17 protein-coding genes are annotated in these 18,542 nt (G+C 71.8%); 9 read left to right on the plus strand and 8 right to left on the minus strand.

Annotated features, from left to right (window positions below):
* Positions 1 to 32: 32 nt before the first annotated feature.
* The gene (locus BLT76_RS03145) at positions 33 to 569 is read left to right on the plus strand and encodes a hypothetical protein (RefSeq protein ID WP_090850617.1); all 537 of its coding nucleotides are present in this window, start codon (positions 33 to 35) and stop codon (positions 567 to 569) included.
* Between the two features lie 231 nt (positions 570 to 800).
* On the opposite strand, the gene BLT76_RS03150 is transcribed toward BLT76_RS03145, so the two are convergent.
* From BLT76_RS03150 to BLT76_RS03175, 6 genes are all read right to left on the minus strand, one after another.
* Positions 801 to 1,136, minus strand: coding sequence for a sec-independent translocase (locus tag BLT76_RS03150; RefSeq protein ID WP_090850619.1), 336 nt, complete (start codon positions 1,134 to 1,136; stop codon positions 801 to 803).
* A 3-nt stretch (positions 1,137 to 1,139) separates the two neighbouring features.
* Positions 1,140 to 2,303: an Mrp/NBP35 family ATP-binding protein gene (locus tag BLT76_RS03155; RefSeq protein ID WP_090850621.1), complete on the minus strand. Its 1,164-nt coding sequence runs from the start codon at positions 2,301 to 2,303 to the stop codon at positions 1,140 to 1,142.
* Between the two features lie 11 nt (positions 2,304 to 2,314).
* A complete protein-coding gene (locus BLT76_RS03160; protein ID WP_090850623.1) occupies positions 2,315 to 2,845 on the minus strand; it encodes a DUF1003 domain-containing protein in 531 nt (176 codons plus the stop codon).
* Entirely contained in the window at positions 2,838 to 4,139 is a 1,302-nt protein-coding gene (locus BLT76_RS03165) for a magnesium transporter MgtE N-terminal domain-containing protein (RefSeq protein WP_090850625.1), read from the minus strand. Before BLT76_RS03165 ends, BLT76_RS03160 begins: the two co-directional genes overlap by 8 nt.
* A complete protein-coding gene (locus BLT76_RS03170; RefSeq protein ID WP_090850627.1) occupies positions 4,136 to 6,064 on the minus strand; it encodes an alkaline phosphatase family protein in 1,929 nt (642 codons plus the stop codon). The genes BLT76_RS03165 and BLT76_RS03170 overlap by 4 nt, the downstream gene beginning before the upstream one ends.
* Before the next feature lie 96 nt (positions 6,065 to 6,160).
* Entirely contained in the window at positions 6,161 to 7,270 is a 1,110-nt protein-coding gene (locus BLT76_RS03175) for a glycosyltransferase family 2 protein (RefSeq protein ID WP_170866918.1), read from the minus strand.
* A gap of 43 nt (positions 7,271 to 7,313) precedes the next feature.
* Here BLT76_RS03175 and BLT76_RS03180 point away from each other — a divergent pair, with 43 nt between their 5' ends.
* Together BLT76_RS03180 and BLT76_RS03185 are read left to right on the plus strand one after the other, a co-directional pair.
* A complete protein-coding gene (locus BLT76_RS03180) occupies positions 7,314 to 8,885 on the plus strand; it encodes a class I SAM-dependent methyltransferase (protein ID WP_139175393.1) in 1,572 nt (523 codons plus the stop codon).
* Positions 8,873 to 9,109 (plus strand): DUF6752 domain-containing protein, encoded by a 237-nt coding sequence (locus tag BLT76_RS03185; protein WP_218856214.1) that lies wholly within the window; start codon positions 8,873 to 8,875, stop codon positions 9,107 to 9,109. The genes BLT76_RS03180 and BLT76_RS03185 overlap by 13 nt, the downstream gene beginning before the upstream one ends.
* 9 nt (positions 9,110 to 9,118) lie before the next feature.
* On the opposite strand, the gene BLT76_RS03190 is transcribed toward BLT76_RS03185, so the two are convergent.
* Entirely contained in the window at positions 9,119 to 10,348 is a 1,230-nt protein-coding gene (locus BLT76_RS03190) for an endonuclease/exonuclease/phosphatase family protein (protein WP_090850635.1), read from the minus strand.
* A gap of 184 nt (positions 10,349 to 10,532) precedes the next feature.
* Between BLT76_RS03190 and BLT76_RS03195 the strand changes: the two genes are divergently transcribed.
* The 5 genes from BLT76_RS03195 to BLT76_RS03215 all read left to right on the plus strand — a co-directional run bounded on the left by BLT76_RS03195 (position 10,533) and on the right by BLT76_RS03215 (position 15,252).
* On the plus strand, positions 10,533 to 11,729 hold the full coding sequence (locus BLT76_RS03195) for an acyl-CoA dehydrogenase family protein (protein WP_090850637.1): 1,197 nt from the start codon (positions 10,533 to 10,535) through the stop codon (positions 11,727 to 11,729).
* Between the two features lie 22 nt (positions 11,730 to 11,751).
* Positions 11,752 to 12,858, plus strand: coding sequence for a hypothetical protein (locus BLT76_RS03200; RefSeq protein ID WP_090850639.1), 1,107 nt, complete (start codon positions 11,752 to 11,754; stop codon positions 12,856 to 12,858).
* A 33-nt stretch (positions 12,859 to 12,891) separates the two neighbouring features.
* Complete coding sequence (locus BLT76_RS03205) at positions 12,892 to 14,208, plus strand: phospholipase D-like domain-containing protein (protein WP_090850641.1); 1,317 nt, start codon at positions 12,892 to 12,894, stop codon at positions 14,206 to 14,208.
* An 85-nt stretch (positions 14,209 to 14,293) separates the two neighbouring features.
* Positions 14,294 to 14,479 carry a DUF5302 domain-containing protein gene (locus tag BLT76_RS03210; RefSeq protein WP_090850643.1) on the plus strand — a complete coding sequence of 62 codons (186 nt, stop codon included), beginning with the start codon at positions 14,294 to 14,296 and terminating at the stop codon, positions 14,477 to 14,479.
* 239 nt (positions 14,480 to 14,718) lie between these two features.
* Entirely contained in the window at positions 14,719 to 15,252 is a 534-nt protein-coding gene (locus BLT76_RS03215) for a MaoC family dehydratase (protein ID WP_090850645.1), read from the plus strand.
* A 27-nt stretch (positions 15,253 to 15,279) separates the two neighbouring features.
* On the opposite strand, the gene BLT76_RS03220 is transcribed toward BLT76_RS03215, so the two are convergent.
* Positions 15,280 to 16,440 (minus strand): MFS transporter, encoded by a 1,161-nt coding sequence (locus tag BLT76_RS03220; RefSeq protein WP_090850647.1) that lies wholly within the window; start codon positions 16,438 to 16,440, stop codon positions 15,280 to 15,282.
* 98 nt (positions 16,441 to 16,538) lie between these two features.
* Here BLT76_RS03220 and BLT76_RS03225 point away from each other — a divergent pair, with 98 nt between their 5' ends.
* Complete coding sequence (locus BLT76_RS03225) at positions 16,539 to 18,512, plus strand: CASTOR/POLLUX-related putative ion channel (RefSeq protein WP_090850649.1); 1,974 nt, start codon at positions 16,539 to 16,541, stop codon at positions 18,510 to 18,512.
* The last annotated feature ends 30 nt before the right edge of the window (positions 18,513 to 18,542 follow it).

Below are 18,542 nucleotides of genomic sequence, written 5' to 3' on the forward strand. Positions count from 1 at the left end.
CCCAGGCGCTGTTCATGTGGCAGGGTCGGACCATGGCCTGGGAGGACGATCTCTTCGCGCTGCTCGACGACCTCGAGCAGCAGGCCGACGCGCTGTACGACGCGGAGCGGGCGCCGGAGCTGGCCGACCGGAGCCGGGCGGAGTACCAGCAGGTCACGCTGGCGAGCCGGCTGATGGCGTCGGTGGGGCGCGAGGTCGGGCTGGAGGTGGCCGGGGTCGGTGCCGTGGCCGGCGTCCTGGAGCGGGTCGCCGACGGGTGGTGCCTGGTGCGCGGGGCGGACCAGGACTGGGTGGTGACGATGACCGCGGTGCGCTCGGTCAGCGGCGCCTCGGACCGTGCCGTCCCCGAGGTGGCCTGGTCACCGCTGGCCCGGCTGGGCCGGGCGTCGGTGCTGCGCCGCCTGGCCGAGGCGGGAGAGCGGTGCGTGCTCCACGACACCGCCGGAGGCCGGGTCGACGGGATCCCGCGGCGAGTCGGGGCCGACTTCGTCGAGGTCGCGGTGGGTGAGGACGCCCGGGTGGTGCTGGTCGCGTTCGCGACCCTGGCGGCGGTGCAGAGCCGGGACTGACGAGTCAGTGTCGCCGATCGGGCCCCGACACGCCGGTCGCGACCTCGTGCCCTTCGATACGACGCTCGTACCTCACGTCACTCAGGGCATCGCCTCGGTCGCGCGGCTCGCTCGACCACCATCAGCGGGTCCGCTGGCGCGTCCCCTGGCCTCGACACGCCGGTCGCGACCTCGTGCCTCGGTCGCGCGGCTCGCTCGACCACCACCAGCGGGTCCGCTGGCGCGTACCCGCTAAGTCGCGTCGACGTCGTACGGGGGGACCTCGCCGTCGCCGAGCGGGCGCAGGCCGCGCCGCTTCGGGGCGCTCTCCTCCGCCTCGGCGTCCTCCATCGCCTCGACGATGTGCTTGCGCACGATCGCGCGCGGGTCGAGGTCGCGCAGCTCGAGGTCGGAGTACTCCGGGCCCAGCTCGTCACGGAGCTCGTCGCGGGCCTGGTTGGCGAAGCGGCGGGCGTGGCGCAGCATGGCGCCCGCCTGCTTGGCCAGCTCCGGCAGCCGGTCCGGGCCGAAGACGAGAACCGCCACGAACGCGATGACCGCGAACTCCGGCAGGCCGACCCCGAACACGGCTCAGAACTTACTGGTCGGCGTGAGGCCGAGCTGCAGGCCGGCCAGCCCGCGGCCACGACCGGACAGCGTGGCCGCGACACCGGACAGCTCGCGGGCGGCCGGGGCGGTCGGGTCGGACTCGACGATCGGCTTGCCGATGTCCCCGCCCTCGCGCAGCGACACGTCGAGCGGGATCCGGCCGAGCACCGGGACGTCGTACCCGAAGCGGGCCGAGAGGGTGGCCGCGACCCGGTCGCCACCGCCGGAGCCGAAGATCTCCAGCCGGTGGTCCTTGCCCTCCGGGGTGCAGTGCGGGCAGGGGAGGTAGCTCATGTTCTCGACGACGCCGACGACGCGCTGGTGCATCATCGAGGCCATCGTGCCGGCGCGCTCGGCGACCTCGGCGGCGGCCTCCTGCGGGGTGGTCACCACGACCACCTCGGCGCCGGGCAGGTGCTGGCCGAGCGAGATCGCGACGTCGCCGGTGCCGGGCGGCAGGTCGAGCAGCAACACGTCGAGGTCGCCCCAGTAGACGTCGGCGAGCATCTGGACCAGGGCCCGGTCGAGCATCGGGCCGCGCCAGGCGACGACCTGGTCGCGGCGCGGCTTCAGCATCCCGATCGAGATGACCGAGACGCCGGACGCGGTCGGCACCGGCATGATCAGATCGTCGACCTGGGTCGGACGCGAGTCGGCCACCCCGAGCATCGCGGGCACCGAGTGGCCGTAGATGTCGGCGTCGACGACGCCGACCTTCAGCCCCTCCTTCGCCAGTGAGAGGGCCAGGTTGACGGTCACCGAGGACTTGCCGACGCCGCCCTTGCCGCTGGCGATCGCGTAGACCTTCGTCAGCGACCCGGGCTGCGCGAAGGGGATCTCGCGCTGGGCCTTGCCGTCGCTGAGGATCTCCTTCAGGCCCGCCCGCTGCTCGGCGCTCATCACGCCCAGGGTGAGGTCGACGCCGCTGATGCCGTCGACGTTCGCCACGGCGGCCGTGACGTCACGGTTGATGGTGTCCTTGAGCGGGCAGCCGGCGACGGTCAGCAGCACCGTGAGGTGCACGAGGCCTGCGTCGTCGATCTCGACGGTGTCGACCATCCCCAGCTCGGTGATGGGCCGCTTGATCTCCGGGTCGTTGACCGTGGCGAGCGCGGCGTTGACCTGCTCGAGAAGGGCGGTGCTCATGATCCCCGAGTCTAGGTGCTGGGTCGTCCCGGCTCGTCTTCGGCGGCGTGAGACTCGGCACGCTCGTCGAGCTCGCTGAGCAGCGAGCGCAGCTCGGAGCGCAGGAAGTCGCGGGTCGCGACCTCGCCGACGGCCATCCGCAGCGACGCGACCTCGCGGGCCAGGAACTCCATGTCGGCGTGCGCCCGGGCGTCGGCCTGGCGGTCCTGCTCGGCGATCACCCGGTCGCGGGCCTCCTGGCGGTTCTGGGCCAGCAGGATCAGCGGAGCGGCGTACGACGCCTGCAGGCTGAGCATCAGGGTGAGGAAGATGAACGGGTAGTCGTCCCAGCGCGCCGCCTCGGGGGCGACGAGGTTCCACACCACCCAGATCACGACGAACCCGGTCATGTAGAGCAGGAACTTCGCCGTCCCCATGAAACGGGCGAACTGCTCGGCGAACACGCCGAAGGTGTCGGAGTCGTACGCCGGGCGCCGGACCAGGGGGCGGCGGCGCAGCTCGCGGGGCGCGTCCAGCCGGGTGCGCGGCGACCGGTCAGCCATGGCCGCCTCCCGGTCGTCCGGGGCGGGCCTGGCGGCCCTGGCGGCGCTCGGTCGAGCGGATGGCCTGGTCGCGCCAGCCCTCGGGCAGCATGTGGTCGAGCAGGTCGTCGACGCTGACCGCGCCGACCAGATGGCCGGCGTCGTCGACGACGGGCGCGGCGACCAGGTTGTAGGTCGCGAGGTGGGCCGCGACCTGGTCGATGGTCGCCTCGGGGCGCAGCGGGTCCATGGAGTCGTCGAGCGCGCCCGCGACCAGGGTCGAGGGCGGCTCGCGGAGCAGTCGCTGGATGTGGGCCACCCCGAGGAAGCGCCCGGTGGGAGTCTCCAGGGGTGGCCGGCAGACGTAGACCAGTGCGGCGAGGGCCGGCGTCAGCTCGGGGTTGCGGACGTGGGCGAGCGCGTCGGCGATGGTCGCGTCCGGGCCCAGGATGACCGGCTCGGGCGTCATCATGGCGCCCGCGGTGTTCTCGACGTACGACATCAGGCGCCGGACGTCCTCGGCCTCCTCGGGCTCCATCAGCTCGAGGAGCGCCTCGGCGGTCTCGGGGGAGAGCTCCGCGATCAGGTCGGCGGCGTCGTCGGGCGACATCTCCTCCAGAACGTCGGCCGCGCGCTCGGAGTCGAGGTGGCTGAGGATCTCGACCTGGTCCTCCTCGGGCAGCTCCTCGAGGACGTCGGCGAGCCGCTCGTCGTCGAGTGCCGCCACGACCGCCGTACGACGCTCGAGGGGGAGGTCGTGGATCATGTTGGCCGCGTCGGCGGGCCGCATCTCGTTGAGCGCGTGCACCAGGTGGGTGGCGCCCTGGGACTCCTCGCGGCGGCTCAGCCCCTCGACGTCGCGCCACTCCACGACATGGGTCTGCCCGCGGCGGCGCAGGCCCTTGGCCGGCTCCTGGACGGCCACCCGGCTGAGGACCCAGTCGCGGTTGCGGGCCTGCTCCATCGCGACGTCGTACACGACGCCGGAGACGCCGCTGGAGGAGATCGTCACGGTGCGGTCGAGCATCTGGCCGATCACCAGGGTCTCGGTCGAGCGCTGCTCGAAGCGACGCATGTTGAGCAGGCCCGTCGTGTAGACCTGGCCGGCGTCGATGTTGGTCACCCGGGTCATGGGGACGAAGATCCGTCGCCGACCGAAGACCTCGGCCACCAAGCCCAGCACCCGGGGCTGGCTGACCTCCGAGCGGATCGCCACGACGAGGTCGCGGACCTTGCCGACCTGGTCGCCCTGGGGGTCGAAGATGGGCAGGCCGACCAGGCGGGCGACGTAGACCCGCGCGGGTGTGGTGCTCATGACCCCGGCACGGGGCTTCCGGACGTCAGGGCCGGGTCGAACACGTCGAGGTCCTGCTTGGTGTTGAACCGGCTGCCCGGGACGACGGGCAGCCGGAGCAGGCTGGTCACCAGGTTCGCGATCGCGCCGGTGCGGATGGGCTGGGTGCCCGTGTAGCGACGCGGCGCGCTGGCGGAGTAGCGCGGGTTGAGCTTGTACAGGTCGGACTTGATGACGCCGGGCCCCTTGACCAGCAGCGGGACGACGTTGGTCGGCATCGTGGAGGGGCCGGTGCCGCTCGCCGTGATGATCACCGTGGTCGAGGACTTGGTGCTGGCCTGGGTCCCGATCGTCTTCATCAGGCGGTTCACCCGCGCGTCGGTGACCCGGAGCGCCGCGAGGTACTGCTTGCTCCGGGGGCCGTACTTCTCCGCGGCCCGCGCCGGGTCGTCGAGCTGGACGAAGGTCAGCGCCGGGGCCGACTTCGCGAGCTGCTTGCGTGCGGCCTGGACGACCTTGCCGTCGCGGTCGGTGACGAGGGAGCGGCCCACCTTGCGGCGGCCGTTGTTCTTGCCGTTGCGGTCGACGGCGCCGTTGCGCGAGTTGTAGGAGCGCGGGATCAGCGCGGACTTGGCGTCGCCGGAGTAGAAGGCCGTGCTCAGTCCGTAGTCGTGGACCACGTCGAACATGCTCGGGACGTAGCGACCGGCGAGGCTCCGGATGGTCGCGCTGCTCCGCGGCGTCGCGGCCACCCCGTGGCCCCGGTACTTCTTCCTGATGGCGCGGCCGGTGGCGATGCTGACGGTGTTGGGCAGCGACGTCACCCGCTCCTCGGCCGTGCGGGCGCGCAGGGTGGAGGCGCCCTTCGAGCGGATCCGGGCCAGGGTCGGGGTCTTGCGCTTGGTCACGACGTTGGAGCGCAGGCCCTCGACGTCGATGACGACGACCCGCTTCACCCCGGCCTTGGCCGCGGCGCTCGGCGGGATGCTCGCCACGGCCGAGACCAGGTCGTGGTCGCTGGACTTCTCGAGGCCCTGGCCCTGGATCCGGTAGCCGGACCAGAAGATGTCGGAGGTGCCCATCACCCAGTCGATGAGCACCGGCTTGGCCGGCGCGCACGCGCCGCCGGGCTTGTCGACGTGGGTGCCGCCGCTCGCCGACTCGAGTTCGGTGAGGTAGGTCATCGGGCAGTAGAACCGCTCACGGTCGTTCATGTCGCCGAGGAGGATGACCGGGATGTCCGGGTTGGCCTGGCGGAGGCTGTTGACCAGCCGGGCCTGGATGCGCTCGGCCTTGTCACGGTGCGCCTGCGCGTTGCCGCGCACGTCGGCGGCGTTGTGGGTGTTCATGACCCAGATCAGCTGGCCGGTGACGTTGTGGCGCAGCTGGATCAGCGGGCGGGCCTGCATCTCGCCGTGGAAGTACGGCGACTGGAAGGTGGTCTGGCTGACCAGGGTCCAGTCGGCGGTGCGCCAGGCGATCGCCTTGGACTGGGCGGTGCCCGGGGCGTCGAGCCCGGGCGCGATCGACCAGGTCTTGCTCATCAGGTCGGTGAAGGCCTTGTACTGGGGCGGCTCGAACTCCTGGAAGCCGACCAGGTCGACCCCCTCGGACTCGATGACCTGGGTGGCCATCCGCATCCGCTTCGGCCCCTGCTCCCAGCCGGGTCGGTCGCCGCCGGGCCGGGTGTGGCTGTGACCGAGTGCGTTGAACGTGGCGACCCGGAAGGTCGTGGCGGCGTTCTGACGAGCCGCGGCCGGGGCGACCGCCGAGGCCGCGACCGGCGCCGCTGCAGGGGCGCCGGCCGAGCTGCCGGAGGTGGTGGCGGCGAGGGTGCCGAGGCTCAGCGCCGCGGCCAGGAGGCCGACGAGCGTCGTACGGCGTCGCCGTCGCGGACCGAGGGTGCGGAGGCCCGAGGGCTCGGTGGGACGGCTCGACTGACGCATGAGGGGACTCCCGGGGAAGGTGACGACGGGATCATGGTAGGTGATTGCTGGGATTGGTGGGGTTGGTGTGACGACCCCCTGCCTGGCGGGAGCCGGTCAGGAACGGCGGCGCAGCCGGCCGAGGCGACCGCGCAGCGAGGACCCCTCGTCCGGCGGGGGGCCGATCGACGAGCCGCCGTCGAGGTCCTCCTCGCCCTGGGTGCCGGGCTCGGGCCGGACGTCGGTGTCGGGCAGGAACGGATAGTGGTCCTGGCCGCGCTGCGCCTCGAGGAGCGTGGCGAGCCGGGTGCGCTCGGACTCGGTCAGCAGGTCGGGGGCGTGGTCGCCCTCCAGCGGGTCGATCTCCTCGAGCAGGCCGAGGTCGCGCAGCAGGTCGACGGGGTCGGCCATGTGGCGCAGATAGATCTCCTCCACGAACCGGGACCGCTGCTCGGGCGGCAGGTCCTTCGTCAGCACGGCCTTGAGCGCGACGGCCAGCTGCAGCCGGGGCTCGCCGAAGTGCAGCCGCGGGCCCGAGCCGACCATGGCGGTCCACTTCCGGACGAACTCCTCGCCGGAGTAGGACTCGAGGTGCAGCATCCGGAGCCCCGGCCGGTGCACGAGCGGCAGCCGGGTGTCCGCCCGGTCGGTGGCCTTGTGGATGCCGAGGAAGGCGTCGGCGCCTGGCCGGACCCCGACCTTGCCGGCCGAGTGGCTGCGGAAGTAGTGGGAGTTCGCCGGCTCCGCGAGCACACCGAGCGTGTGCAGCAGCACCAGGTCGGGCTGGCGGAGCAGTCGCTTGAACAGGCGCGGCTCGCCCTCGGGGTGCAGCTGGCTGACCACCTCCAGCGGCTTCAGGCCGACCGCGGGACGGCGACGCGGCACCGCGGCCAGCACCTCGCGGTCGATCCGGACGATCTCGTCGGCGTCGATGTGGAAGACCCACTCGACCCGGTCGAGCTCCCGCAGGACGATGCGGGCGACGTTGGCGTTGAGTCGCTGGCGCTTGTTCAGCAGCGGGGGTCGCTCGCCGCCCCACCACGACTCGTCGGTGAGGACCACGGTCACCTCGGGCCGCGACTCCAGCCAGGCGCGCACCTCGTCCTCGGGGCCCGGTGCGTCGTCGAGGAAGACCACCAGGTGGTCGACGCCGCCCGCCAGGTTGCCCCGGACGAACCGCTGGACGTTGGCCAGACGGTCCTTGAGAGTGGTCACGGAGACGATCACGCCCGGAACTCTAGTGTCGCGCTCGGCCAACTAGCATGACGCCATGCCACCCCGGACGACGGCGCCCGTGACGGACCTCGCCGTCGACGACCGAGGCCTGCTGCTGACCGTCGGCGCCGACGTCCCGGTCAACGTGCTCTTCGACGACCAGCGGGTCTTCTCCTTCTGGCTCGAGCGCGACACCCAGCCCGAGGGGGAGCGGCGCCGCTACCCGTGGCCGCCGGCGTTGCACAGCTTCCTCGACGGAGCGGTCGACGTCGCGCTGGCCGATCCGGTCGACGGCGCCGTGTGGCTCTCGACCGCGGCGCGGTTGGGCAGCGGGGTGGGACCGGTGCGCGTGCAGGACGGCCACGGCAACCCGTTGGCGCTCGACAAGAGCCTCCGGCTGACCCGGCTCTTCGGCGACCGCGACCCCGAGCAGATGGTGCCGCTGCTGGACACCATCGAGGTCGTCCTCAGCGCGCTGGAGGCGGCCGGTGTCGAGCCGTTCGTGGCCTACGGCACGCTGCTCGGCGCGGTGCGCGACCAGGACTTCATCGGCCACGACTCCGATGCCGACCTCGGCTACGTCAGTCGCTTCGAGCACCCGGCGGACGTCGTGCGCGAGTCCTTCGCGCTCCAGCGCCGGCTGCGCGAGATGGGCTTCCCGGTGCACCGCTACAGCGGGCTGGGCCTGAAGGTGGTGGCACGCGAGGCCGACGGCTCGCCCCGTGGCCTCGACGTCTTCGGCGGCTTCGTCCACGACGACGTCCTCTACCTGATGGGGGAGGTCGGGCACCCGTTCCGGCGGGAGTGGCTCTACCCCCGCAGCACGGTCGTGCTGGCCGGCCGTGAGCTCCCGGCCCCGGCCGAGCCGGACCACCTCCTCGAGGCGATGTACGGACCGACCTGGCGCACGCCGGACCCGGCGTACAAGTTCACGACGCCGCGGAGCACGCAGCGCCGGCTCTCCGGCTGGTTCCGGGGCATGCGGGTGGGGATCGACGAGCGCTGGGCGCGGCGCCGCGCCGGTCTGGACTCCGCCGGGCGGATCACCCCCAGCGGGTTCGTCCGCTGGGTCCGCGAGCAGGAGCCCGAGGCTGCCACCTTCGTCGACGTCGGCTGCGGCGAGGGCACGGACACGAACTGGCTCAGCCGCGGTGGCGGTCGGGTCGTGGGCCTGGACTTCTTCGGTCCCGACCTCCGCAAGGGCGGTGGGCGCGCGGAGCGCAAGGGCCTCTCGACGGAGTTCGCGTGGGCCAACCTCAACGAGCTGCGCTCGGTGCTGGCGGTCGGCGCCTGGCTGGCCCGCGAGCCGGGCCCGCGCAGCGTCCTCGCCCACCACGTCGTCGACGCCGTCGACCGGACCGGGCTGACGAACCTGCTCCGGCTGGCCCGCACGGTCACCCGCGACTCGGGCCGGTGCTACCTGCAGTTCCAGACGGTGGCGACGCCGTACTCCCGCGACGCCGGCCTGGACCCGGTGCCGGCCGAGCGGGTCGCCGAGGCCGTCCGCGCCCGGGGTGGTCGCGTGGAGCAGTGCCTCGACCTCACCGAGGAGCAGGCGGGCGTCCCCGGGGCGGTCGCCGGCACCGACCCGACGTTGTGCAGGATGGTGGTCTCATGGAGTCGCTGAAGAACGTCCTCAACCGCCGCCACGCCTCGACGGAGGCGCTCGAGGCCCGGGTCCGGGTCCTCGAGCAGGAGGTGCAGGAGTGCCGGCAGCTGAACGTGCGCCTCGCCGAGCTGTGCGACGTGGTCACCGAGCTGCTCCTCCCGGTCGCCGACCGGGACGAGGCCACCGTGCGTGCCGTGCTCGAGAAGTACCGCGCCGACGTGGGCGACCCGCTCGCCCGCTGAGCCCCTCGCTCAGTCCTTCGGGCAGTACCAGACCACGCCGTCGCGGGAGATCCGCGGCTCGCAGCCGGGCCGCTCCTCGACGCCGGGCAGAGCGGCGGTCGCCGTGATGAGCGGGTGGTCGGTCAGCTTGCGGTCCTGGCTCGACCGGTCCGACTCGAACGACGAGAAGGTCAGGTCGCGGGTGCCGAAGATCCAGTCGACGTCCATCCGCTCGGGCACCACGCACGAGCCGCCCTCGTGGGCGGCGCCGTTGGGGGAGACCATCCCGCTCGCGGCGGCGAACGGGCAGGCGAACTCGCGGCGGTCGTTCATGTCGCCGGTCATGATCACCGGCGTCCCGTCGGCGCTGAGCTCACGGGCCAGGTCGGCCTCGATCTGGAGGGCGCGGGCGCGGTGCTGGCGGGCCTCGCCGGCGACGTTGGCCGGGTTGTGGAAGTTGCCGAACCAGACTCGGCGTCCCGACGTCCGGTGCTCCAGCAGCACGTAGGGCATCGGGATCATGTTGCCGTGGAAGTAGGGGACGTCCACCGTGCGCGTCTCCACGACCTGCCATTGGTCGTTGCGCCAGATGATCGAGTTGTCGGCGCGCCAGTTGCCGAGCTCGAGGCCCGGGAAGATGCCCCAGGCATCGCCGGTCAGGTCGCGCAGCTGGTGCACCTGGGGGTACTGGAACTCCTGGAGGCCGGCGACGGTGATCTCCTTCGCGGCCAGCATCTCCAGCTGAGCGGGCAGTCGCGACTCGGCCGAGCCGTAGCCCGGGCGCCGGTTCTTGCCGCGCGTGTGGCTGGCCCCGAGCACGTTGAACGAGGCCACGTTGAACGCCGCCCCCTCCCAGGCCTTGCCGGGGACGCGGGTCAGGCCGCGCTTGCCCATCGCCTGGTCGAGCTGCTCGATGGACGGGAACGACATCGCCGGAGCGGTGATCGCCGGCGCGGTCGGGCTGGCCGAGGTCGGGGGCGCTGACGGCGGGGGAGACGGAGCGGGCGACGGCGAGCCTGACCCGGACGCCGACGGCGACGGGCTCGACAGTGCCGGCGTGTACGGCGCCTCCGCCGCGGGCGACTCGTTCCCGGCGGGGGCGCTCGAGGGGGTGATCGCGTCGAGCGTCGAGGGGAAGAGCGTCACGACCAGCGCGGTGGACATCACGAGGACGGCGCCGACGGCCACCAGGGTCTCGACGAGGGACGGACGGCCGCGCGCGGAGCGCCGCGCGCCGCGGGCACGGGGCCATCTGGTCACGCGATCTCATCCTCCGGGGTGCAGCACGGCGAGCCATGATCGTAGCCGCCGGGCGGTCGTCGTACCGCTCGGGCGGGAGGCCGACGTACGTCACAGTGCGGGTGGACATTCGTCACAGTGCTGCTAAGTGACTCGTGGGTATTGTTCCCCGGGTCGTGCCCAGCCAGACATCGAGGAGCGCCCCATGGGTCGTTTGTGCCAGACCGAGGGACTGACCGAGGACCAGAACGAGATCCTCAAGGCGGTCCGGACGTTCGTCGAGGAGAAGATCCTCCCGGTGGCCACCGAGCTGGAGCACGCGGACGAGTACCCGCAGGAGATCGTCGACGGGCTCAAGGAGCTCGGGATCTTCGGGCTGATGATCCCCGAGGAGTACGACGGCCTCGGCGAGTCGTTGCTGACCTACGCGCTCTGCGTGGAGGAGATCGCCCGCGGCTGGATGAGCGTCTCGGGCGTCATCAACACCCACTTCATCGTCGCCTACATGCTGATGCGCCACGGCACCGAGGAGCAGAAGCAGAAGTACCTGCCGCGGATGGCCACCGGCGAGGTCCGCGGCTCCTTCTCGATGTCCGAGCCGGGTCTGGGCTCGGACGTGTCGGCCATCAAGACCAAGGCCGTCAAGGACGGGGACGACTACGTCATCGACGGCCAGAAGATGTGGCTGACCAACGGCGGCACGTCCAACCTGATCGCCGTGCTGGTGAAGACCGACGAGGGCAACGACAGCGTCTACAAGAACATGACGACGTTCCTGGTGGAGAAGGAGTCGGGCTTCGGCGAGACCGCGCCGGGCCTGACCATCCCGGGCAAGATCGACAAGATGGGCTACAAGGGCGTCGACACCACCGAGGCGGTCTTCGAGGGCCACCGCGTGGGTGCCGGGCAGGTCCTCGGTGGCGAGACCGGGAAGGGCTTCTATCAGATGATGGACGGTGTCGAGGTGGGTCGCGTCAACGTGGCGGCCCGCGCCTGCGGCATCGCCAACCGGGCCTTCGAGCTCGGCATCGCCTACTCCCAGCAGCGCGAGACCTTCGGCAAGCAGATCGCCGACCACCAGGCGATCCTGTTCCGGCTCGCGGAGATGGCGACCAAGGTCGAGGCCGCCCACGCGATGATGGTCAAGGCCGCTCGCCTCAAGGACAAGGGCGAGCGCAACGACGTCGAGGCGGGCATGGCCAAGATGCTGGCCGCGGAGTACTGCAACGAGGTGGTCCAGGACTCCTTCCGCATCCACGGCGGATACGGGTACTCCAAGGAGTACGAGATCGAGCGTCTCTACCGCGAGGCGGCGTTCATGCTCATCGGCGAGGGCACGTCCGACATCCAGAAGATGATCATCGGCCGCAGCCTGCTGAAGGACTACGCCCTGCGTTCATAGGTTCCCCTGAGAGGCTGCGGGCATGGTCGAACGCGTCTTCCTGCACATCGGGCAGCCCAAGACCGGGACGACCTACCTGCAGGGCATCCTGTGGGAGAACCGGGAGCGGCTGCGCGGCGAGGGCGTGGTGCTGCCGGGGCGCGGGCACCGCGAGCACCTGTGGGCGGCCCTGGACGTCCAGCAGCGCAAGCACCTGGAGCGCCGGGACCCGCGCGCCCCCGGCAGCTGGGAGCGGCTCTGCGCCGAGATGGACACCGAGAGTGGCACCGGCCTGGTGACCCACGAGTTCCTCTGCGGGGCGGGCGCCGGTCAGGTGCGCCGCGCCGTACGACGGCTCGCACCGGCCGAGGTGCACGTCGTCGTGACCGCCCGGCACACCGCCGGCATGCTGACGGCCGGGTGGCAGGAGATGGTCAAGAACGGCAGCCAGAAGCAGATCCGGGAGGTGGCCGAGGCGCAGAACCGCTCCGAGTTCGGCTGGCGGACCTGGGACCTGGCTGGCGTGCTGGAGCGCTGGAGCCGGGCGGTCCCGCCCGAGCGGGTCCACGTGCTGCCCGTGCCCGGACGCGGCGAGCCGCCGGATCGCCACTGGCGCAACTTCGCCGGCGTCCTGGGACTGACCGGGGACTACCCGCTTCCCGACCGCCCGGCGAACCCGTCCCTGGGCGCGGTCCAGGTCGAGCTGCTGCGCCGGGTCAACGCCCACCTCGGCGCGTTCCACACCGCCCTCGATCGGGGCGAGTGGATCCGAGGCTTCCTCGCCGAGCGCAACCTCGGCGCCCAGCAGGGGGAGCGGTTCGGCCTCGACGACGACCTGCTGGCGGACTGCCGTGCCCGCAGCCGGCGGGCGGTCGACCTGATCGTCGAGCGCGGCTTCCACGTCGTCGGCGACGTGGAGCAGCTGCTGGTGCCCGACGACCTGCCGCCCGGTCGGGCGCTGGCATCGGTCACCGACGGCGAGATGCTCGCGGTGGCCACGGAGCTGGTCGGGACCCTGATGGAGGACGTCCGGGACCTGTCCGACCGGCTCCGTCGGGACGGCGGGACCCCGGGCGGGGCGACGCGCTCCACCCTGCGCCGCGCCGTCGGCACGGTGCTGGGGCGCCGCGGCGAGGACCCGGCAAAGTAAAATCAGCGGCTCGCGCCGGGTAGGTTGCGGGGCGTGACGACGTCCTCCCCGAAGCCCGTCGCCCGCCTCGCGCTCGTGCTCGTGGCGATGGTCGCGCTGACGCTCGTCGCCCTGCCCGGGTCGGCTCTCGCGCAGGCCGCGGAGCGGAAGGCCTGGCGTCCCACGGCCGGGGTGAAGTTCAACGTCGCCCGCGTCGGCGGCGAGCGCCAGTTCCGGCTCGAGCAGCAGATCATCGCGGCCATCCGGCACGCCCGGCCGCGCTCGACCATCAAGATGGTGATGTTCTCCTACGACCGCATGCAGGTCACCGACGCGCTGCTCGAGGCGCGTCGTGAGCGCAAGGTCCACGTCCAGGTCATCGTCAACGGCCACGAGCTGCCCGCCGCCCAGCGCACGCTCAAGAAGGCGCTCGGCAGCAAGCGCGGCAAGCGGAGCTTCTTCTACCAGTGCGCGGCGAGCTGCCGGGGCCAGGGCGACGTCCAGCACAGCAAGTTCGTGCTGTTCTCGAAGACCGGTGCGGCCCGCGACGTCGTGATGCTCGGCTCGCTGAACATGAAACTCAACGGGGCCCTCAACCAGTACAACGACCTGCTGACCGTCACGAACCGGCCACGTCTCTACCGGACCCTCGACACGGTCTTCGACGAGATGCGGCGCGACCGCCCGGCGCGGACGTCGTACGTCGTGCGGGACGCCGGGCCGTACCGCCTCTTCGTGCTCCCGTTCCCGCGCCCGCCCAAGTCGACCCGCAAGACGAGGTGGACGCCGCGGCGCGACCCGATCTCGCGGCTGCTCGCCCCGGTCCGCTGCCGCGGGGCGCACACCGACTCCGGTCGCACGATCATCCGGGTCGACATGCACGCCTGGGACGGCGACCGCGGGGTGATGATCGCCCACCGGCTGCGCGACCTGTACGCCGCCGGCTGCGACGTGAGGGTCCTGGTCGGCTACGCCGGCGAGCGGGTCCGTGGCATCTTCGCCAACCCCACGAAGCGCGGGCGGATGCCGGCCCGCAGCACCGGCTTCGACACCGACGACGACGGCGAGATCGATCTCTACAGCCACACGAAGATCCTCACGATCGACGGGCACTACGACGGCGAGCGGGGTCGCAAGGTGGTCGTCACCGGGTCGAGCAACTTCCAGGACGGTGGCCAGTACGGCGACGAGCTGATCCTCCGGGTCTTCAGCAGCGCCCTCCACCGGCAGTACGACAACCACTGGGGCGTCATGTGGCGCACCCGCAGCCACGCCTTCGGGGAGAGCGCCTCCCTCCGCGAGTCCGGTCGCGGATCGACGCGGCCCGCCGAGGTCCTCGGCACCGACAGCCCGGAGTGGCGCGACGAGTGAGCCGCCGGGTGCCTTAACCCGTCGACGGCTGCCCACCGGCGTGCTTGGCTGGGGTGACCGATCGCACTCGACCCTCGGAGGACCCATGACGGACGCCCACGGAGCCAACGACGATCTCAAGGCGAAGATGCGGGAGGCCCTCGACCGGAAGAACACCCGGGAGAAGGGCGTGCACGAGGACGGCCCGCTGAAGGAGAAGGCGCACGGGCCCGAGGTCATCGACTCGGCCCCCAAGCTGCACCGCCGGAAGGCGGGCGGCGGCGGCAGCTGAGGCCGCCGGTGGTTGAGCAGGGAAGGCGCTCTGGCGCCTGACCGTGTCGAAACCCCCGCACCCGACGACGGCGGTCGGGTGCGGGGGTTTCGACACGGTCGCTGCGCGAACTGCTCAACCACCGCGGGGGCCGGGGCGGGCGGCGGTGGCGGCTGAGGGGTGGTGCGGTCGGACCGGGTGACATTACCCACAAGTAACACCAGGTGCGCGCGGACCGTCGTACCGGGCATAGTCGGGCCATGCAGTTCGGACGCAGCTACGAGGAGTTCGAGGTCGGCGCGACCTACCAGCACTGGCCCGGCAAGACGGTGACCGAGTACGACGACCACCTGTTCTGCCTGCTCACCATGAACCACCACCCGTTGCACCTCGACGCGAACTACGCGGAGGAGACGACCCAGTTCGGCAAGAACGTCGTGGTCGGCAACTACGTCTACTCGATCCTGCTCGGGATGAGCGTGGCCGACATCTCCGGCAAGGCGATCGCCAACCTGGAGGTCGAGTCGCTGCGGCATGTGGCGCCGACCTTCCACGGCGACACCCTGTACGGCGAGACGACGGTCCTCGACAAGACCGAGTCGAAGTCCAAGGACGACCGGGGCGTGGTCTACGTCGAGACCATCGGCTACAACCAGGACGGCAAGGTCGTGTGCATCTTCCGCCGCAAGGTGATGGTGCCGAAGCAGTCCTACCTCGACGCGCGCGGCGGCGAGCAGCCCGGGCGACCGGTGCCCCAGCCGGACAAGAACTGGAGCCCCCGCGACCCGAGCTAGCCCGGGGTCGCGATCAGCGGCGCCGGCTCAGCCGCGGACGGATGCCGCGACCCGCGGCGTGAAAGCCGCGGCGAGCGGGATGATGCCGAGCACCAGCACCATCGGGACGGCGAAGCCGACCCGCAGCGAGTCGGCCCCGACCAGCCCGGTCATCACCGAGCCGAGCAGCGCGCCGAGGTAGTTGAACTGGTTGAAGCGGGCGATCACGGCGTCGACCCGGGCCTGGCGCACGGCGGGGTCGAGGCCCTCGCCGCCCGCGATCCGCGCCGCGGCGGAGAAGCTCAGCGGCGCGACCACGGCGACACCGGCCCCGAGCAGCGAGAATCCCGCGACCGCCATCGGCCACGACGTGGAGAAGACCACGACGGCCAGAGCGGCGGCCCCGACCAGCGCGCCGACCCGGAGCACCGCGACGGCGCCGTACCGCCGCACGAGCGGGTCCCCGGCGATCCGGACGGCGCCGCTCGCGAGCAGGTAGCCGAGCGCGGAGAGTGAGACGTAGCGCTCGGGGGTGCTGAAGGTGTGGTCGAGGAAGAGAGGTCCCCAGGTCTGGACGGCCGTGTCGACCATGTAGAAGAGCACCATCGCGATGCCGACCAGGACGATCGGGCGCCACGGGACGGCGACCTGGGCGGCGAGCTCGGTCGGGCCGTGGTCGCGCGGCAGGAAGGCCGCGAAGGCGACGGACAGCGGGATGACGCCGAGCGCGGCGCCGGCCTCCAGGGGCAGGTCCGAGGTGGCCAGGGTCAGCAGCGCGCCGAGCACGCCGCCGAGGGTCCACGCGCCGTGGAAGGACGGCAGGATGGGCCGCTCGTAGCGGTGCTCGAGCGCGACCGCCTGCATGTTGGTGCTCGCGTCGACGACCCCCAGGGCCAGGCCGTACGCCGCGACGCCGGCGACGAACACCGCCGTGGTGGGCGCGAGGCAGATGACGGGGACGGCGACGCCCACGAGCAGCAGCCCGGCCCGCAGCAGCAGCGCGCTGTCGCGGCGCTTGGCGAGCGCCTCGGCGACCACCGAGCCGACGCCGGCCAGCAGGATCATCATCAGCAGGACCAGCGACAGGGCGACGTCGGAGAGGCCCCACTCGTCCTGCAGCTCGGGCAGCCGGGTGGTCAGGCTGAGGAGCACCAGGCCCTGGGCGAGGAACGCGGCGGCGACGGCCACACGGGACCGGGAGAGCGGCATGGGCGTCAACCTAGTCAGTTTCGGCACCGGGGCGGGCTCAGTTGGGAGACGATTCGGCCGTAGGAACACGGCAGGACCTCTTGAAGGAGCACACAGGGATGGCACGGACCGGGCAGCAGCTGCGTCGACGTACCGCGAAGGCGGTCCAGGAGCGCAAGAGCGCCGGCACCTCGCCGAAGAAGGGTGCGGCGACGCCGAAGTCGGACCTCGGAGACAAGCTCCGCTACTGGTTCGACAACTCGATGTCGCGGGGCACACCGGCGCTGGTCGCCTGGCTGAGCGTGGCGACGCTCGCGCTGATCGTGTTCTTCACCGTCGTGACCACCGTCTTCGGACTCCGCCCGGACGACGGCGGCGTGGACGACGGGTTCTTCCGCGAGCTGTTCCAGAGCCTGTTCCACGCCCTCGATCCCGGCACCATCGCCGGCGACGGCTACCTGTCGTGGAAGTTCCTGCTGCCGATGCTGGTGCTCACCATCGGCGGCCTGTTCATCGTCAGCGCGCTGATCGGCGTGATCGCGGCCGGCATCGACGAGAAGCTCGCCGACCTGCGCCGCGGGCGCTCGCTGGTCCTGGAGACCGACCACACGCTGATCCTGGGCTGGTCGGACTCGATCTTCACGATCGTGCGCGAGCTGACCCTGGCCAACGAGAGCCGCAAGAAGCCGGTGGTGGTGATCCTCGCCGACCGCGACAAGGTGGAGATGGAGGAGCAGCTGGCCGCCAAGGTGCCCGACCTGCGCGGGACCCGTCTCGTGTGCCGCAACGGCTCGCCCATGGACCTCGACGAGCTCGCGGTCGGCTCGCCGGCCAGCGCCCGCTCGGTCATCCTGCTCGCGCCCGACTCCGACGACCCGGACGCCGAGGTCATCAAGACCCTGCTCGCGCTCAACCACGGCGTGCCCGACCCCGACTCCGGCCCGCGGATCGTGGCCGAGATCCGTGACCCCGGCAACCTCGCCGCGGCCCGGCTGGTCGGCGCCCGTCGTACCGCCCTGCTGGACATCCGCGAGACGGTGGCCAAGCTGGTCGTGCAGACCTCCCGGCAGTCGGGGGCCGCGGCGGTCTACACCGAGCTCTTCGACTACGACGGCGACGAGATCTACTTCTTCGAGGACCACGGCCTCGGGGGCACGACGTACGGCGAGGCGCAGCAGTTCTTCGAGAACGCCTCGGTCATCGGCCTGGTCGGCGAGCACGGCACCAAGCTCAACCCGCCCGCCGACACCCTGGTCGGCCCGCAGACCCTGATCGTGGTCGCCGAGGACGACAGCGCGCTGTCCGCGACCGCCCGCGCGACCGCGCGCCCCGACCTCGACGCGCTCGGCGAGGAGACCGGCACCGACGCGCACGCGACCACCGCGGTGCTGATCGGCTGGAACGAGAGGGCGGCCATCGTGCTGCGCGAGCTCGACCACTACGCCGAGCCGGGCTCGAGCCTCACGGTCGTCACGTCGTACGGCGTCCCGGTGATCCCGGCGCTGGAGAACCTCGCGGTGAGCGTCGTCCAGGCGTCGACGACCGACCGCGCCGTGCTGGAGAGCCACCTGGTCGAGGGCCTCGACCAGGTCCTGGTGCTCTGCTACTCCGACGACCTCGACGTCCAGACCGCCGACGCGCGGACCCTGGTCACCCTGCTGCACGTGCGCGACATCGTGTCCCGCTTCGAGGAGCAGCCGCCGATCGTCAGCGAGATGCTCGACGACCGCAACCGGGTGCTGGCCCAGGTCGCCGACATCGACGACGTCGTGGTCAGCGGCGAGATCGTCAGCCTGATCGTCACCCAGCTCTCCGAGGACCAGCGTCTGGAGGGCGTCTTCGGCGAGCTGCTCGGCTCCGAGGGCAGCGAGATCTACCTGCGGCCCGCCGAGTGGTACGTCCGGGCCGGCCAGGAGGTCACCTGGGCGACGGTCGTCGCCGGCGCCGTACGACGGGGCGAGACCGCGATCGGCTTCAAGTCCGCGGCCCTGGCCGAGGGCGACGCCGACTTCGGCGTCGCCGTGAACCCGGCCAAGTCCGACCTGCTCGTCGTGGAGCCCGGCGACCGGGTGGTCGTGCTCGCGGAGGCCTGACCTCAGGTCCGACCTCAGTCCGGCCTCAGT

This window comes from Nocardioides lianchengensis, from assembly GCF_900101465.1.
Classification (GTDB): Bacteria; Actinomycetota; Actinomycetes; order Propionibacteriales; family Nocardioidaceae; genus Nocardioides; species Nocardioides lianchengensis.

Excerpts from the sequence above, each read along its gene's own strand:
- BLT76_RS03220 (WP_090850647.1), bottom strand. The coding sequence starts at position 16,440 with ATGCCGCTCTCCCGGTCCCGTGTGGCCGTCGCCGCCGCGTTCCTCGCC.
- BLT76_RS03180 (WP_139175393.1), top strand. The coding sequence starts at position 7,314 with ATGCCACCCCGGACGACGGCGCCCGTGACGGACCTCGCCGTCGACGAC.
- BLT76_RS03155 (WP_090850621.1), bottom strand. The coding sequence starts at position 2,303 with ATGAGCACCGCCCTTCTCGAGCAGGTCAACGCCGCGCTCGCCACGGTC.
- BLT76_RS03160 (WP_090850623.1), bottom strand. The coding sequence starts at position 2,845 with ATGGCTGACCGGTCGCCGCGCACCCGGCTGGACGCGCCCCGCGAGCTG.
- BLT76_RS03200 (WP_090850639.1), top strand. The coding sequence starts at position 11,752 with ATGGTCGAACGCGTCTTCCTGCACATCGGGCAGCCCAAGACCGGGACG.
- BLT76_RS03225 (WP_090850649.1), top strand. The coding sequence starts at position 16,539 with ATGGCACGGACCGGGCAGCAGCTGCGTCGACGTACCGCGAAGGCGGTC.
- BLT76_RS03215 (WP_090850645.1), top strand. The coding sequence starts at position 14,719 with ATGCAGTTCGGACGCAGCTACGAGGAGTTCGAGGTCGGCGCGACCTAC.
- BLT76_RS03195 (WP_090850637.1), top strand. The coding sequence starts at position 10,533 with ATGGGTCGTTTGTGCCAGACCGAGGGACTGACCGAGGACCAGAACGAG.
- BLT76_RS03145 (WP_090850617.1), top strand. The coding sequence starts at position 33 with ATGGCCTGGGAGGACGATCTCTTCGCGCTGCTCGACGACCTCGAGCAG.
- BLT76_RS03210 (WP_090850643.1), top strand. The coding sequence starts at position 14,294 with ATGACGGACGCCCACGGAGCCAACGACGATCTCAAGGCGAAGATGCGG.
- BLT76_RS03170 (WP_090850627.1), bottom strand. The coding sequence starts at position 6,064 with ATGCGTCAGTCGAGCCGTCCCACCGAGCCCTCGGGCCTCCGCACCCTC.
- BLT76_RS03185 (WP_218856214.1), top strand. The coding sequence starts at position 8,873 with ATGGAGTCGCTGAAGAACGTCCTCAACCGCCGCCACGCCTCGACGGAG.
- BLT76_RS03165 (WP_090850625.1), bottom strand. The coding sequence starts at position 4,139 with ATGAGCACCACACCCGCGCGGGTCTACGTCGCCCGCCTGGTCGGCCTG.